Below are 16,564 nucleotides of genomic sequence, written 5' to 3' on the forward strand. Positions count from 1 at the left end.
GGGAGAACGTCCTTCACCCCGACCAAGTCCGCCCGGCGGGCCCGTTGTGACACCACCCAGAACGCTTTGCCGATGCTTTACTTTAGGAGTGGTCCTGCGTTCGGCCGTCAGCTGACTGATGCGCTGGACAGAGCGCTTTCCACGAAGGCGCGGACGATGCCAGCGGCCTCGGCCACGGTCACATCCTTCGTCCAGTGCGACGTCGAGGCGTGCGCGTGGCAGTTCAGGGAGATGTGGTGCAGCCCGTGGACGTACTCGCCGCGGTAAGCGTGTGGTCGGCGCCGGCAACGACCGTGCCGTTCGACCTCTTCCAGATGATCGAGGACGACGTCGAGGTGGAAGCGGCGCGGCAGCGTGCGTGCCTCCCTGCATCCCCGGCACTCCAGCAGGTGCCGGACGCTCCCCTCCCGGTGGAGGAAGGCCACGCCCTTGCCCTCGAAGGTGTTGCAGCTCGCGCAGACCGGACCCCTGACGAAGCCGTGCTCGTGGCAGTGGTCCCAGACGGACGCCCGGCTCTCGCGGCACAGGCAGCACAGGTAGTCATCAGCGCGGTGGGCACGGCGCAACGAGCTGTAGGCGGCACCGTGCAGGTGTCCCATGTAAGCCTGGAAGGCCTCGCCGGAACAGGTCGGGCACAAGGTGACGTAGCCGCTCGCGGTGGGTGTGCGCCACGCATGTCGGTTTCCCTGGCGCTGGCATCTGGTACAGATCCGGGCCTGCTCGGCGAGGGCTCGGTCCCGTTCCTGCCAGCGATCCAGCATGTCCGCGTACGCGCGCGGGAGCACCCAGTGCGTCCCGGACCACGTCAGCAGCTTGAGAGGGCGGGTGCCGGCGATGGTGCGTTCGCCGTAGAACGAGACGAGGTCCTCGAACGTGAGCTGGCCGGGTAGGCCTTGGGGGCCAATCTCGTACCGGCTGCTCCAGACGTCGGTGTCGAAGTCGTCGGCGGTCTGAGGATCGAAGACGTCGAAGTCGTCGGTGTTGTTCATGCCGATGGTGGCGACGGCACCGGATTCGCGCCGGCGAGAACGCCGCGCGGCGGCGTAGATCCAGTAGTTCAGCGTCCTGCGCCAGTCGGCCCGATCCCAGTCGTCGAAGGATTCTCGGTCCTCGAAGTAGCGACGACTGGGGACCCGGGCCTCCACGTTGGTGGTGTCGATCGCCACGGCGGCGAGGGCCTGCCCGGCCTGGCGGATGTCTCGGTCGTCGTACTTCCAGCGGCCCTTGTCCTTGTAGCCGCGCACGGCGACGTCGCCGATGAACACATGGCCGTGGTCGAGGAACTCGCCTTTGCCCGGGATCAGTTCACCGGCGACGAGCGCCAGGCCGCGGCCGCAGTCCTTGGTCAGATCCGCCAGGGTGTCCCGGGCCAGCTGTGGGCTGATGAGCATGCCCGGATGATCGCAGCAGGGTCTGACATTGCCGTAATGCCGGTTCTCGGCTCCGGGCGGAGGCCGAGAACCGGCGTGGGGTCAGCGTTACGACCTACGCCAGCGGCGGTTCTGCCGGGGCAGGCCGAGTCGGGCCTGGACGGTTCGCTCCAGCCAGTCGACGAACTCGTCCGGGGTCTCCGGGCGGAGGGGCAGCACCCAGTACCTCGCCCACTCTTCGCGCTTCGAGCGGGCGCCGGTCCTATGCCGGCGAAGTCGGGCGACCGCTGCTCCTCGATGCTGGGGTCGGTTCGGGCGGGTTCGGCCGGCGTAGCAGGCCGTGCCGTCGGCGTTGACGACGATGTACACGGCCCGCTCCTCCCGGCCACTGTCCTCCTCGATGCCAAGGGGGCAGCACCTGAACTCCTCAAGCCAGGGCCGGGCCAGGCGTGCGAACGCGGTGTACCGGTCCGGCGTCATGGTGACGACGCCGGACCACACGAGAGCGGTCACCGGTTACGCGGCTTGGGCTCGGAGATGAGACGCAGATCTTCGGCGAGGTCCTCGATATGGGCGAACGACGCCTCGACCTCGACCCATGCGAGCTTGTCCGTCGTGCCGTTCTTCTCGCGCAGTTCGAACAGATCACGCAGGCGATCGACAGCGGTGCCGAGCTGCTCCTGGAACACCGTCAGCTTGTCGGCCTCCTGCTCCGCCTCGGTCTTCTTCTCCTTGCCCGGGGCCTTGGCCTTCCAGCCATGCCGGACGGCGCTGCGCAGCATCGCGTTGTAGGTGGAGCCCCGCCAGTCGGTCTTCTGCTCGACGAGCTCCTGCTTCTCCGTGTCCCACCAGCGCGGTGGCAGGCCCGCGCGTACGCGTTTGATCGCGTCCGCGAGGATCTGGCGCCCTTCCGCCTGGGCGAGCAGTCCCTTGATGATCAGACCGACGCTCGTGCGGGCGATGGTGGTCCCAGCGTCCGTCTCCGCCGAGCCGGCGGCCGCGAGGAGGTGGCCGCTCATCACCAGGGAGATCATCCCGAGTGCGCCGAGCAGTAGCGTGGCCTGGGTCTCCCCCGTGTTCGCGCGGCCGAGGAGTTCGTCGACCTTCGTGTCCGTGTCGATGTTCTCGACGACCCAGGCATTGTCGACGAGGTCCTGCCACAGGCAGATCGTCTCCAGGGCGGTCCGCGGCGAGTTCGTGGGCATGCTCGCGGAGTAGGAGCGCAGCCCGAGCTCGACAATCGGCCCGTTGCGGCGGCTGAGCACGAGGTTGCCCTCGGTCTGCAGCTTGCTGCGCACCAGCGCGTTGAATTTCGGGCTGTAGTGGGTCAGCCGCTGCATGACGAGGGCGAACCGCAGGTCCGGAAACTCGGGGTTGAAGCCGAGGTCCTCCATCGAGGCGGGGACGTTCCCGCGGCCGATCAGAGCGTCCCGGGTGGGTCGGGCCTGTGCCTCAGGGCCCAGGAACCCCTCGTCGTACAGCCCGTTGATGATCTCCTCGGCCCTCACGGCGTTTTTCGCGCCGTCGGCGAACACCTTGCCGCCGGTGTTCATCCGCAGCAGCAGGGAGCGGACGCCGGCAGGGAAGCGCTGCATTCCACGCTGGGCGTTGTCGTCGCGGTAGCCGACGATGACCGTGACGGGGATGGTCAGGGCGTTGAGGGCCATCGCCCACTTGTTGCGGTCCCTGATGTCGGCCGGGGAGCCGGTGCGCGGCTTCCTGAGACGGCTGTAGGCGGCCTTGATGACCTTGCGGACCAGCTCACGGCGGGTCTCGAGGGACATCCGCATAAGGTGCGAGGGTCGCAGGGCCACCCGCTTCTTGCTCGCCTCACCGATCAGGGAGTCGTCCACCCATCCGCGCGGTACCAGCGGTATGCGGTGGTAACAGAAGGCGAGGCGGCAGTTGCCGTCGACGGCGGTGAGGTCGTCGGCGGGCTCGCCGGTCTCGGACTTGAAGGCCACCGGCACCAGCACCAGCGGACGCTCAACGAGCCGCTCCCCCACTTCCTGGGGGTTGTCCGTCAGTACGCGCTTCGCGGACCGGTCGACGGACTCCTCGATGTCCTTGTAGGCGTCGGGATGGACCAGGACGGCGTCCTCAGGATGAGGCTCCGGCATGGCCAGGGCCTTGCGTACGCGTGCAGCGTGCGGGTCGGCTGCGTAGGAGACTTCGGCCAGCAGACGGTCGTTCTCGATCGCGAGCGAGACCATGGGCGAGTAGGCCCGGTAGGAGATGACCATCAGCCAGCCGGTCTCCACCCGGTGCCGCTCGACGCGGATGCCCTCGAGGTCCTGCGGCTCGACGGCGCCCTGGACGAGGCGGCTGATTGCCTCATTGGAGAGGTGTACGTCAGGGTGCTTCTGGAGGTACTCCTCCGCGTTCGTCATCGCGCTCGGCGGAGGAAGCCGGTGTTCGAAGTCGCCGTTGTCGTTGCGGAAGTCGGTGACGGGGATGACGTGGATCTCGTTGTCAGCCGACTCGGGATCCGGCGTGGTGGTGTCGCTCACGCGACCGCCCTTCTGGTACGGCCGCACACAAGAAGATGGCGCGGCCTGCGGAAGTACGCGAGGCAGCACCATTCGGTGGAGCTACGCACCCTCGTCACCACCGGAGGACCGCAGTCCCACGGGGCGTACTCGGCGTCAGTGTGTAAGCCGTCGGCAATCCGGTTGCCCACCCCAGGAATGGTGGTGGGGAGACGCGGGTCGTGCGCACGCGGACCGCAGTCCCGTACGCAGGCGTCCGGCCGCTGCATCAACGGCGTCAACGAACCAGGGTAGTACTCCCGCCTTCGTGGTGGGGATGATTTTCAAAGGACCCTGATGAGGGGCCTGTTGAGGAGGGGGCGGTGTCGGCGTCCGTCCGCTGCACTACATGGGCGGGCTCGCCGAGAAGAAGCCACCGATACTCCGCGTCAGCCGGGTTGCCTCCGATAGCCCGTACCGGAAGGCGAGCAGTGTGTAGACCAACACGAGGAACCCCACGAGGGCCAGGGGTACGAGCAGTTCCACGGGCGCTCCCAAGGGGGACAGGGCGAGGAAGGACGCGGTGATGACGGCCGCCGCCCACAGGCAGGCGGTGGCAAGGCGGCGCCCGTCGAGCTGGTCGGGCTCGAGCGGCGTTTCCTCGGGTAGGGCCTGCGTCGGCAGCACGGTGGTGAAGCGGCCGGCGGCGATGTTGTTGGCTGCTTCTGCTGCGAGCTCGGCCAGCCTCTTGGCGGAGGCCTCTCGATCGCCGGCAAGCTGGTCCGCGGTCTCGATGAATGCGGCATCGACTCGGTTGAGGTGCGTGGACAGTGTGCTTCGGAGCGCACGGCGGCTACCGAAGTCCGCCGCAGCGTTGCTGGCGAGGGTCCGCAACGGCAGTCCTAACCGGGAGATCTGTTGACTGAGCTTGATGGCCTCGGTGTATCTGGTGGCCGGGCGGGCGACGGATGCGCTGACTGTCAGCAGGTTCAGGAGTGGGTATATCGGCTTCGAGCAGCGCGGGATGGGTTCGCCGTGCGCTGCTCCGTGGACCCACACCGCGCCAAGGGTCAGCAGCCACATGATGTTGAGTGCCCACAGCGGGGTGAACCAGCCGGCGTGTGCCAATGTGCAGTCCGTCGTGGGGGTCGGCTCGAACGTCCCACCGGGCCTACACGCTCCTCGGTTCCCGGCGACCGACACCACGATGAGGATGTTCATGGAGATGGCGAGCTTGAGCGCCACTCTCCGGAAGGAGCCCCGCTCGTATTCCAGAGCGGAGCGGATCGTGTTCGCCTCCAGGGCGATCCCCAGTTCGGCCGCCGCGGCTTGCGCGTCAGTTACGCGCCTGTCGACGTACCGGTGATGCAGTCGCAAGATCGGGTGCATCCACGACGGTTGACCCGCAGAACTCACATGTCCCCCAAGACTTCAATTGATGGGCCAGCCTATGGGCACCCACCGTCAGCGCACCCAGAGCAAGCGGCGACTGTAGTCTCACCTGCTGCTAGACGATCCGCCGTACGACGAGGATGTCGCCGTGTGTGGCGACCTTGGCGACCTCGACCACGCGGCCTGGCCTGGGCGCGTGTACGAGGAGTCCGTCGCCGATCGCCATTGCTACGTGTTCCGGCCGGGACGCGGAGCCTTCGGTGAAGACAAGGTCGCCGGGCTGGAGGGACTTGGCGTTGGCGGGTGCGGCCCGCCCGTCGTGGATCTGGGTGTAGGTGGTGCGGGTGATCTGGATGCCGGCGACTCCGTAGGCGCGCTGCATTAGTGAGGAGCAGTCGCACCGCCCGCTGGGATCGTCGCCGTGCGGGTCCGTGCAGCTGCCGCCCCACTGGTAAGGAGTGCCGAGCTGCTGGAGAGCCCACTGGATCGCGGCCTGGGCGGCGGGCTTGGCGGTGGCGGGGATCTGGTAGCCGTCCGGCAGTTTGCCCGCCTCGATCGTTCCGTACTGGGAGCCGTCAGGCTGTGTTCCGCAGCTGAGTCCGTACGGGTTGGTGACGGTACCGGAAGGGCTGGTGACGGTGGCGCCGAGTGTGGGGGCGATGGCGTTCTGCAGTGCGGTGGCCAGCTGTTCGTGCTTGGCGTACGCGTCGGGCAGACCGCTCTTCTGCACCTTCTGTGCCGCTGCGGTCACAGGCATGGACTCCCACCCGTTCACCGACTGCAGGGCGTTGTAGAACTTCTTGCTCGCATAGACGGGGTCCATGAGCTGCTCGCGTGTCCCCCACCCCATGGAGGGACGCTGCTGGAACAGGCCGACGGAGTCGCGGTCGCCGTGGTCGAGGTTGCGCAGCGCTGACTCCTGCAACGCGGTGGCCAGTGCCACGACCTGTCCGCGAGCGGAGATGCCCAGCTGGATCCCGGTCGCCACGATGATCTTGGCGTTGGGTAGCTGTTCTTTGGGCGTGGGGAGCCCGGGCACCTGGACGTCGCCGCTGCCGGACACCAGAGCGCTGACCTGCTGAGCGAGCTGTGCAGTGTCCGTGTCCAAGGCACCACCAGGTCCCTGGCACTGGAGTCTGGCAGCAGCCGCCTGGGCCTGTGCCTCGGCGACGCCGGCGACGTGGGCAGCGACGGCGCCCATGGCGACGACGCCGAATAGGCACAGGCCGGCGACCCCGCTGACGAGCCACTTGCTGCGTCCGCTATTCACCGCCGCTGTCCCCTGTCGCCCGGCGCTGCAGCTCTGCCTCCTCGGTGTCGGCCAAGAAGGCTTCGTACTCTTCGCGCGAAGCGCGGTTGGGCAGGCGACTGCGCCGCGGTGTGGTGGGCGCCCGGCGAATGCCGCGGTCCAGCCGGCTGCGCAACTGCTGCTGGCGTGGGGAGTTCGCCGGCTGCGGCTGCGGCTGCGGCTGCGGTCGGACGGTCCGGCCGTTGCGGTTCCCGGCCCGGCGTGCCGGTTGGCTGCCAGGGCGGTGCGAGGGGCGCGGCGGGGGGCGCGGCGGGGGTGCTGGCCGCGGTGTCCGGACGGGGCGGGGCGGCGAGGATGGCGGCGGCGGCACGGCAGTGGGGTGCTGTGGTGTCCCCGGGGTGGGGACGGTTGGCGATGCGGGCGGAACTCGCTGGGGTGGGTGCGGCGGCCGCGGGGGCCCGCTTCGGCCGGCGGGGCGTGCTGCGCCTGGGCGTGGAGCGGTGCCGTGCCGGCGGCTCGTGCCTCCCAGGCGGGTGATCAGGGCGGTGGCGCCGACGGATCGCGGCATGGTGTAGGCGAGTGCGGTCGCCGGGTTGCCGGTGGCGAGGGCTGCTGCGGCCAGGGTGCCGCGGATCAGCCCGCGCGCTGTCTTCTGTCCTGCGTGTGAGGACTTGGGCAGCGGCGTGGCGGCTGGGGTGAGGATGCTGCCGTGGGTTCCGCCGACTCGGTTGCTGGACAGCTTGGCCTTGAGGTTGTTCGCGATCTGATGGGTGCGGGCCTTGAGTGCCTTGCGCTTCTTGACGGCGGCGATGGAGACGATGTCGACAACCAGGAACCGCAGAGTCAGCTCTCGGCCCCAGTCCGTCTGCACGGGGTCGAGCACCGTCTTGAGGATGATGATGAACACGGCCAGCGAGACGACGGCGACGAGCATCTGTGCCAGGGAGCGCCATACGGAGGCGACCCAGTCCCAGAGGAAGGCGCGGCCGGCACCGGGGATGGTTCCGGCGATGAGTGCTGGTTCACCGCGGATGGCATCCCAGGCGATGCGGCACTGGGCGGTGAGGAAGCTGCCGGCTAGGCCGGCGATGAGGACGGTGACGATGATCGCTGCGATGAGCAGGAAGAAGGCGCCGCCGAGCTTGTCGAGGCTGGCCTTCTTCGCGGCGGTGGCGTCCCCTTCGACGCAGTCCTTCTCAAACTCGTCCATCGGGACACCGCCGAACTGGTGCGCGGCCCACTGGTTGACCAGCTGCGTCGGCCTTTCGAGGCCGGTGGCCACGAAGTCGCCAGGGGTGAAGTCGTGCTCGTGCATGAGGTCGGAGGCGATCGCGCTGACCTTGTCGATTGCGCGGTCGTAGGCGAGCTGCTCCAGCCGCTTCTCGGAGTACTTGGTGGCGCATGCGCCTTCGAAGACTTGCCCGTACTGCAGCAGCATGGCCGGTTTGACGATGAAGGCGTCGGTGAGTGCGTCGGTCAGGGGACGGGTCAGGGTGAACGATGTGGCGGGCGTGGTGACGCTGTTGCTGGCCCAGGGGGTGGTGGGGTCGGCGTCGAGGATGACGTCGGCGACCTCGAGGGAGAAGCCGCGTGTGACGGCGATCGCTCCGTTCTCCCCCATCAGCGTCTGCGGGGTGGAGGCCAGCAGCGTGGTGGTCAGCGCGGCGAGCACGATGGATACGGCGGCGTCGCCCCAGCCTTTGGCGCGGTCGCCGAAGAAGATCCTGAAGGTGCAGATCAGGGCGCACAGGGCGAGGAAGACGCTGGGCAGCCCCATCTCCATGATCACTCGGCTGTGCAGGGAGTTGGCGAGTGCCATGGCGGGTGTGAGCAGGAGTTTGGCCAGGCCGAAGGACAGTGACCAGCCGATGAGCCAGCAGCAGAACGCGATCAGCCATTTGGTGACCATGAAGCAGGCTTCGGTGAGGAAGTTCATCATGCCGAGGTCCCAGCGCAGGACTGAGCCGGTGTCGGACTTCACCGTGTAGACGCTGATCGGCAGGTTGTTGGCGTCGGTCACATTGAAGACGCCGAGGATGCCTCCCTCGTCAGGCAGCTGCTTGCGTACGTCTTCGGCCCTCGCGTCCATCAACGCTGCCTGCGCCGACTTCGTCAGGGTCTCCCGCGACTGTTCAAGGAACTGCTGTGCCTCGGCGAGTTCCTCCTGCGTCGGTGGGTCGGCCGGGGGCGCGGAGAGGCTCGGTGAGGGCGTAGGAGTGGGGTCGGGTGCGGCCTGGGCGGGCAGCGAGGTGAGCACGGTCAGCAGGGTCGCTGCCGCAGCGGCGAACAGAACGGCCAGGCGCAGCCGGCTGCTGCCGAGTGTCCGCAGCCGGGACCTCCACTGCCTGATTGCCGTCATGCTGCGGCCCGGTAGTCGCTGGGCGTGGTGTGGATAGCGCGAGCCACGGGAGCGTCGAAGGGGATGAGGATCTTCATCAGTCCGACGCGGCCGGCGAGGTCGCGGTAGAGGCACTCGCCGGCGCGGGCGAACCTTTCCTCCTCGGGCAGGTCGATCGGGGACAGGCCGGAAGTGACCAAGTCGAGGAGATCGGGGTCGTTGGAGTCGATGCCGAGGAAGTCGAGCCCGCGCACCGCCAGGGCACGGGTGGTTTGCCGGAACATCAGGCGGTGCGGGATCAGCCCGCGGAGGATCGCGCCCTTCTCGGAGCCTTCCGGGCCGATGTCGTCGGGGTCGTGGGATCCCATGTAGGCGGCGGCGTTGTGCTTGCGGCCGTCACGCATCAGCTCCAGGAGCAGCTCGAGTCCTTCGTCGCTTGAGGTGAGGTACCAGCATTCGTCGAAGACAGCCACGGCGAATTCGTCCTTGGAGGCCATGGCTGTCTCACGTGCGACGGCGGCGATCAGGTACATGACGGCGCGGCCAAGGACCTTCTCGAACTCCAGGCGTTCGATGCGGTGGTCGCTGGTGAGCTCGGCCTTCTTGGGCAGTTGCAGGGAGTTGACGGCGAAGACGACCGCGTCGGCGCGGCGGGTGTCGACGACGGGCAGGGTGTCGTCGAAGACGACCGCAGCGAGGTCCTTGCGGGCCACGGCCTTGAGTTTCCGGGCCAGGTTGCGGGCTGCGACGTCGTCGGTCTTGCCGCGTTCGACGAGCTCGTCGACGAGGGCTGTCATGGAGGGGTCGGGCCGCTCCAGGACTGCTTCGACGGCTTCCGACAGAGCCACGCCCTCCAGTTCCATCGGCTTCACCCCGAGCAGCAGGGTCAGGAAGCTCTCACAGAACCGGGCTGCGATCTTCGGGCTGTCGGCGTTGAAGAGGCGCAGCGGGTCCAGGCTGACCTCGGCCTCCTGGTCGATGCGGATGACCTGGGTGGTGCCGGGGCAGGCCTTCGCGAACCGCACCCACTCCTCTTCCTTGGTGCGGTCGACAATGACTGCGCGGCCGCGGGAGTGGGGCCGGCCGGGCTGGTGCCCGCGCGCGAGGACGTTGTAGACGGCGGTCTTCATGCCCACGGACTTGCCTGCGCCGAGCTCGCCGATGAAGGCCATGGAGCCGGAGGCGTTTTCGCGGGGGCCGCGGGTTGGGTCGATCAGCACGGGGCGGGCGCCGCCTGAGGCAAGCTGCAGGCCGAACAGGCCGCCGCGGTCGTCGCCGAGCGCGCTGCCGCACCAGGGCATGGAGAGCGCGAAGTCGTGCGCGAGGAGGGTCTGGGCGTAGCCGGTCAGCACGCGCGGGGTGCGGCAGCCGGGCAGCATGGCCCGCCACAGGTTGGCCTGCTCCCCCACCGGTCGGGCGAAGGTGTAGTCGGTGGCGCCGAAGTCGTGCGCGAGTGCGGCCGCCCGGTCCTGGACGTCGTCGGGGCTGGCGCCCCAGACGGCGAGGGTGACCATGGCCTGGATCTCCACCTCGCGTTCGGACGAGGCGATGCGTTCGCGGAACTCGTTGTTGTCGGCCTCGTTTTTGGCGATCGAGGACGGCGGGCCGGCTGGGTCGCCGTCGTACTCTGCGGCCTGGGATCGCAGGTGCCGTGCGCGCCGGCGGCTCTTCGCCTCGGCCTTGCGGCCCGGGGTGACGACTAGGCGTGCGGCCCAGTCCACGGGGTAGGCCAGGTCGTCCAGCTGTTGCAGGTAGGCGGCGCCGGGCAGCGCGAAGGCCTCGGGCATCTCCGACAGGGCCAGCATCGCCTGGTAGGAGTTGCCCCATTCGCTGGACACCTGAAGGTAGCGGCGCTGGAACGGATTGCCGGGGGCCGGTCGGCGGGCTTCGAAGTCTGTACCGCCCTCGGCCAGGAGCATCTCTCCGAGCGCGGCGACCGTGCGGCCGCGGCCGCGGGTGCCGGGCTCGGTGCCGTCCGGGAGGAACGGCTCGGCCAGACCCCGCCGTGCACTGTGTCCGTAGATCCAGAGGATCTCCGCCTCGGTCGCCGGACGCATCGTGACCCCGGTGGGCCACCGGGCCTGCATCCGCTCGGCCTGTGCGGCGCACTCTGCGATCTCGCCGGCTGTGATGGGGGCGGGCATCAGGCCGAGAGCGGTACTGACTTCGGCTCGCGCGGCCCGGAAGGCGGAGGCGAGCATGGACCTCTGGGAGAGCGCCGGCAGCGGGATGGCAAGCCAGTCGGTGCGCCCGGTCAGCTCCATCGCCTCGAGCTGGTCGAGGACTGCATGGCCGAGCCGTTCGTAGCGCGGGCTGCGTGCAAGGTCGACGTCGGCGACCATCGCGCGGACCACCGCGATCGGGTCGACCTGTGGGCACAGGCTCAGCAGCATCGGCTCGCCGGTCAGCGACTTGAACAGGCTCTCCAGCGCTTTCAGGCGGCGCTTCTTCGCTGCCTGAGGGGCGTGGCTGTAGTTGGCGGCTGCCACCCGCCATACCGCCCAGCCCGTGCCGGACGTGGTGAAGATCAGGTTCTTGGCGATGTGCCGGATCGGCAGGCGCATCAGGTCTCCAGGTCGATTCGCGGGGACGGAACTCGGCGGGCAAGCAGGGCTTGCACTCCGGACGCCATGGGCGCCGGCCGCCGCGGCGACGGGGCCGCTGGTTCTTGCGGCTCGGCACCGGACGACGGGCGCGGGGGCGCGGGGGCGGCCGGCGGGGTGTCGTGTCCGGGCTGGGTCAGCGTGACGCGGGGCGCGTCGTGCTCGGGCCGGGAGGGTCGCAAGGGGCGGCCGTGCAGCCGGCCCCAGCGTGGGCTGGCCAGCATCAGGATCACGCTGACGACGGCCGCAGCCGGATTGCGGCCGTCGATGTGCAGGTGGCGCATGGCGAAGACGGCGCCGAAGGGAACAAGGAGGAGGACGAGGACGTCGGCCAGCCCGTGCCCGCCCCAGACCGGGCGGGACAAGACCAGCAGGGCGACCGAGAGGACGATCGCGGCGAGCTGCGTGAGGGTGTAGGGGCCGAAGGGCAGCCGGAAGTTGGGCCCGCCGTTGACGCTGCGGACCACTCCGTGGACGAGCGGGGCCCGTCGGGCCTTGGTGTAGCAGCGGCCGACCAGGTCCTCGTCCACGTCGGCGGCCGGGTTCACTGGTCGCCCTGGACGAAGTCGCCGCCACCGCCGTCGTTGTACTGGTCGACGGTGTCGCTGGTGGTCTCGCCGATGGTGTCGATGCTCAGGGACAGGCCCAGGACGATCCCTGCGAAGATCACCGCCATCAGGGTCGGGCCCGGCGCTCGTGTCTTGAGCCCGACGACGACGATGAAGATGCCGCACAGCACGGGGATCAGGATGGTGAAGATCAGGGTCTTCAGGTCGGTGCCGAAGCCGGTGCCGATGGTGATCCAGTCGGCGGCGAGAGTGGTGGGTTCCACGGTGGGCTACTCCTTCGCTCGGGGTGTGTCGGTCGCGGAGGCATGCGCGGTCGGCGCGGGAGAGGGGGCACCGTCGAGGCCGGCGATCTCCCAGCGGCCTGCGCGGGCCTTGAGGGTCAGCGCGTACGCGAGGGGGACGCGTACGTTGTCGTGGTCGGTGGCCCGGACGGTGACGACCACGCGGGTGCGCGTGCCGTCCTTCGGCACGGTGGTGATCGGATCGGCGGCCTGGTCGCCCTCGATGGCCATCTGGTCGACGGTCAGACCCGTGTAGGGCGTCGGCTGAACCGGGCTGAGCTCGGTGCCGGGAGCGAGGTAGCGGTCCAGCTCGCCGGAGCCGGTCAGGTAGGCGGTGAGGAACTCGGTGACCGCCTGGGTCCGTGGGTCGGAGCCTGCGGCAGGCTGCGACGGGCCGTAGATCAGATCTGGGGCCTTGATGCGTGCGGGAGCGGCCACCTCCGCCGGCATCGACAGCGCCGCATAGCCGGTGGCTCCTTCTTCCGCCGGGCCGACGGCGACGGGCACCTGGAAGTAGTGGATGCTGTCCCGGGCCGCGGCGGCGGCCGCGGTCTTGCCGTCAGTACGGTCAGCGTCGGACCGTGTCGTCTTCTCGGGCGCCGGGTCGGCGTCGGCCACGATGCGCGCGGCGACGGTCACCGCCCAGACATCCGGGGCGGTCTGGCGCAGCCGCACAACGGTGAGCTGCTCACCGTGGCGCCGGCCGGAGGCACCCTCGAGCTGGACGTCTACCGCGGGCGGATAGTAGGCGGCCAGCTTGTCCTGGTCGCCCTCCCCCGCCCGCAGGTACTGCGCCACGAACAGGGTGGCGAATCCGGCGGCGCCCTGGGATCCGGTCCCGGCCGGAGTACGCGCCGCCACCGCCGGCTGCGCGGTGGACGTCGTCGAGGCCCGGGTGAACGCTGCAGCGCCGAGAACCGGACCGATCAGGAGCAGACTCCATACCGTCCAGCGCAACAGGGCGCTGGTGTTGGCGCGAGCACCGGTCGACCAGCCGCCGACGTAGTCATCGTCCGCCGCCGACTCCTCGGTTTCCCGCACCTCTTCCCGTGCGGCCAGCGCGTCCTTGTCGGGGCGGCGGGTGAGTAGGCGCCTCATGCCGCCCCCTCCGCCAGCAGGTTGTGGCCGCACAGCTCGGCGATGCGGGCACGCAGTTCGGCCTCAGGCCGGCGGCACAGCGCTTCCAGCGAGGTGAGGACCTCATCGGCGTCGTCCGTGAGGAAGCTGCGGAGCCTGTCGTGGGTGGTGGTGTCGAAGGGGGTGTGGACGAGGGCAGCGCCCAGGCCGATCAACAGCCGCTGGGCGCGGGTGACACGCTCCTCGTCCTCGTCCAGGCCGGTCTTCGTACGGGTAGGCATGCAGGTCTCCGTCTCTTCTCGGAATCGGGTGCGCGGGGGTCAGGCGGCGGGGCGCAGGCTGGACTTGAGCCGGCCGACGGCCCGGGTGCGGCGGCGTCTCCAGGCGGCGGCGGTGGTACCGGCGCGGTGCGCGGCCTGTACGTCCGGGACCGGGGTGGTGGTGTAGTGCCAGGCGATCGCTTGGCCGTCGGCGTGGCTGATCGAGCCGTGCTCCATCGCCTCCAGCACGAGTTCGAGGAGCTCCAGTCGCGCGTTACTGGCTTCCGCATCGCCGATGGACGCTTCGGTGGTGAGGCCGGCTGCGTGCGCGGCCTGGTGGATCGCGGCGGCGTGGGCGCGCGCGGCCGGGCCCGGGGTCGGGTCGGCGAGGTGTTCGGCGGCCGCGAGGTCCTCACCGGCCGCCTCGCGGTCGGCGACGAGTTCACGGCAGACCCGGCCGAGCGCGTCCAGGGCGAGGTTCGCGGCGGGTCGGCCAGGCCGGGTGTGGATGCGGCCGGAGCAGGCGACCTCGAAGAGTGCGGCGATCACGACGTGCCCGACGTCGTCCCACGTGCGTCCGCCGGTCCCCCGCACCTGCCCGCGCGTCATGCGCACCGCGGCCGGCAGCATGGCCTGCACCACGATCCGCGCGGCGAGCGTGGCCGATCGGTCATGACCGGTTGCGCGGACCAGGAGGCTGCGCAGCACCGCATCGGTCAGCGCGTCGGACAGCACCCCGTGGCCGGGACGCAGGGCGGCCAGGAGTTGCTCGGGGCCGAGGGCGCGCGCCCAGGAATCGGTCACGGCGGCGACGTCGTCGGCGAGGTGATCGGTCATCAGCCAGTCGGCAACCGCAGCCCGTACGGACGCGTCCTCGCACAGCTCCGCCCACTCCGCGTCCAGGCGGGCGAAGATCCCACGGGCGGTCGGGGTGGTGGTTGGCAGGTCGAGCACGGCACTGGCTCCTTTCGGATCTCGTGCCGTGAACTCTCCTCACCGGGGCGTGCCCGAAGGCTTGCCCGATCCCGCAAAGGAGCAGGTGACAGGCTTGCCCATTTCAGATCCCGCCGGGCACGCCCGTACTGGGCAAGCCGCGCGAGGGGGTGGGCAAGCCCGGGTGCCGGGGCCGAAAAGCCCCGGGCAAGCCCCTCCCCTGGCACGGGCAAGCCGCGCGATCGACGCCGTCAGGGCCGGACACACCCGCGTCGGCGGCCGCGGTCGAGCGTCTGCGAAGGCAGCCGCCACTGACCGATCCGCGACCAGTCGGCCGTGCCCGACCTGGGCGGCGAGCCGCGCCAGCCGAGGTGGGAAGCCGGCATCGGCGACCGCGGAATCGGTCACGGCGACCCATGACCGATCCACGCCGATCGGTCATGCCCGATGACCGGTCGACGGGCTATCGGCCATCGGCCACGCCACCGGATCCGTCATGACCGATCCGCCCCAGCGCCCATCGGTCACGCACTCGGCGGCTGGCGAATCGGTCACGGCGCGACGCTCACCCCGGGTACCGGAAGCGACCTCGCGGCGGCCGTGACCCAGTGGGTGGCCACACGCTTCGGGCCCGGACAACAACGTCCGGGCCCGAAGCCTGAGTGAGTCGAGACCGCTCCCACTGCTCGATCGAGAGGATCAGTCGTTGCGCACGGACCGCAGGTGCGCGCGGCCGCGCTCGCGCTCCTGCTCCTTCACGATCTCCTTGGCCTTGATGACGTCGCGCTGACCGGTCTTGGGAGACACGCCATTCCGCCGGGCCGCCTCGGCCCCGGAGATCCTCTTGCCCGCGGCTTCCGCCTCGAGCAGCCACTGGACGACGCGCTCAATCCGTTGTTCCTCGGTCAGCTCCCCCACCGGAGTCTCGTCCACCTGCTGCTCGGGAACCCGCGCGGTGGCCTCGCCGGTGTCCGTCACTGTCGCCTCCCACGGGGTCGCATCACCGCCCGGCCGGCCCGTGACCGATCCGGTCGTGCGATCGAGGGCGGTCTGTCGCGGAAGCCCGCCACCAGCCGCCGGCCCATCGGCGGCCGAGGCCGCGGGTACCGGTTCGGCAACGGGGGCCCGTGGTGCGGCGGATGGCGTGACCGACGGGCCGGCGACGTAGGGCCCCTCGGTGACCGATGCGGCGTGACCGACCGGATCGGTCATGGCGGCCTGCTTAGGAGACGTGACCGACGGATCGGTCATCCCGGTTGGGGGGAGATCGGTCACCGATGATTCGGTCACCCACTCCCCCGGGTTCTCGGCTCGGCGCCGCAGCTCCTTGACCACCGGCACAAGATCCTTCTCGGGGATCGGCTGTCCGTTGTCGTCGATGCCGTAGTAGTCGGCGAGGAAGAGGGCGAACTGATGGGCGTTGGGGAAGTCGCCGTAGTGGTTGAGGTACTCCGCGTATGCCGCTGGGAAGCTGGAGTGCGAGTCCGCGGTCAGGCCCAGCGTGGCCTCCTCGGCCGCCGCTTCGGAGAGTTCTTCCCCCTGCACGGCTACGGCTTTCCCGGCGGCCGGGACGGAGAGCGCCTGGCCCTCGTCCTGGTCTCGGGATACGGCCTCAGCACGCCGGCCGACTTCCAGAGCCCGCGGATGCTCGGCGCTCGCGGGTGCTAGCGGCGCAGGGTCCTCGGCCGGCGACGGACCAGTCAGGACCGGCATAGGCTCATCGATCCCTGCGGCCGCCAGCCCGGCCGGCGCGGTTTCGGCGAGCTGTACTCCGTAGCGAGCGAGTCGCAGCGGCATCAGCGACTCGACGGGTGCCTTGCGGCGCCAGGCGCGGCCGAAGCGGGACCGCAGCCGGGCCTGGTAGACCAGCCGCTCCTGCTCCAGCTTGATGACCTGCTCGTAGGAGCGCAGCTCCCACAGCTTCATACGGCGCCACAGCAGGAACGTCGGCACCGGCGAGAGCAGCCAGCGGGTGAGCCGGACGCCCTCCATGTGCTTGTCGGCGGTGATGTCGGCGATCCGGC

13 protein-coding genes are annotated in these 16,564 nt (G+C 69.8%); all 13 read right to left on the bottom strand.

What is annotated here, in order from left to right; all coding sequences use genetic code 11:
- Nucleotides 1-107: 107 nt before the first annotated feature.
- Nucleotides 108-1,391, bottom strand: a complete 1,284-nt coding sequence (locus IE258_RS33800; RefSeq protein ID WP_189749579.1) for an endonuclease domain-containing protein — start codon at nt 1,389-1,391, stop codon at nt 108-110.
- An 87-nt stretch (nt 1,392-1,478) separates the two neighbouring features.
- Nucleotides 1,479-1,883, bottom strand: coding sequence for a hypothetical protein (locus IE258_RS33805; RefSeq protein WP_189749580.1), 405 nt, complete (start codon nt 1,881-1,883; stop codon nt 1,479-1,481).
- Nucleotides 1,880-3,880, bottom strand: a complete 2,001-nt coding sequence (locus IE258_RS33810; RefSeq protein WP_189749582.1) for a hypothetical protein — start codon at nt 3,878-3,880, stop codon at nt 1,880-1,882. The genes IE258_RS33805 and IE258_RS33810 overlap by 4 nt, the downstream gene beginning before the upstream one ends.
- Nucleotides 3,881-4,243: 363 nt before the next feature.
- Nucleotides 4,244-5,227 (bottom strand): hypothetical protein, encoded by a 984-nt coding sequence (locus IE258_RS33815; protein WP_189749583.1) that lies wholly within the window; start codon nt 5,225-5,227, stop codon nt 4,244-4,246.
- Between the two features lie 118 nt (nt 5,228-5,345).
- Complete coding sequence (locus IE258_RS33820; protein ID WP_444545807.1) at nt 5,346-6,431, bottom strand: C40 family peptidase; 1,086 nt, start codon at nt 6,429-6,431, stop codon at nt 5,346-5,348.
- A 61-nt stretch (nt 6,432-6,492) separates the two neighbouring features.
- Nucleotides 6,493-8,838, bottom strand: a complete 2,346-nt coding sequence (locus IE258_RS33825) for a hypothetical protein (protein WP_189749586.1) — start codon at nt 8,836-8,838, stop codon at nt 6,493-6,495.
- The gene (locus tag IE258_RS33830) at nt 8,835-11,381 is read right to left on the bottom strand and encodes an ATP-binding protein (protein WP_189749587.1); all 2,547 of its coding nucleotides are present in this window, start codon (nt 11,379-11,381) and stop codon (nt 8,835-8,837) included. Before IE258_RS33830 ends, IE258_RS33825 begins: the two co-directional genes overlap by 4 nt.
- Entirely contained in the window at nt 11,381-11,968 is a 588-nt protein-coding gene (locus IE258_RS33835) for a hypothetical protein (protein ID WP_189749588.1), read from the bottom strand. Before IE258_RS33835 ends, IE258_RS33830 begins: the two co-directional genes overlap by 1 nt.
- Nucleotides 11,965-12,252 carry a hypothetical protein gene (locus IE258_RS33840; protein WP_189749590.1) on the bottom strand — a complete coding sequence of 96 codons (288 nt, stop codon included), beginning with the start codon at nt 12,250-12,252 and terminating at the stop codon, nt 11,965-11,967. The genes IE258_RS33835 and IE258_RS33840 overlap by 4 nt, the downstream gene beginning before the upstream one ends.
- Before the next feature lie 6 nt (nt 12,253-12,258).
- Nucleotides 12,259-13,368: a conjugal transfer protein gene (locus IE258_RS33845; protein ID WP_189749591.1), complete on the bottom strand. Its 1,110-nt coding sequence runs from the start codon at nt 13,366-13,368 to the stop codon at nt 12,259-12,261.
- Entirely contained in the window at nt 13,365-13,628 is a 264-nt protein-coding gene (locus IE258_RS33850) for a hypothetical protein (RefSeq protein ID WP_189749592.1), read from the bottom strand. Before IE258_RS33850 ends, IE258_RS33845 begins: the two co-directional genes overlap by 4 nt.
- 39 nt (nt 13,629-13,667) lie before the next feature.
- Entirely contained in the window at nt 13,668-14,561 is an 894-nt protein-coding gene (locus tag IE258_RS33855) for a hypothetical protein (protein ID WP_189749594.1), read from the bottom strand.
- Between the two features lie 678 nt (nt 14,562-15,239).
- Nucleotides 15,240-16,564: DUF2637 domain-containing protein (locus IE258_RS33860; RefSeq protein ID WP_189749595.1), on the bottom strand; the 1,325-nt coding region annotated here is incomplete at its 5' end.

The organism is Streptomyces tendae (genome assembly GCF_014650435.1).
In the GTDB taxonomy this organism is placed as follows: domain Bacteria; phylum Actinomycetota; class Actinomycetes; order Streptomycetales; family Streptomycetaceae; genus Streptomyces; species Streptomyces tendae.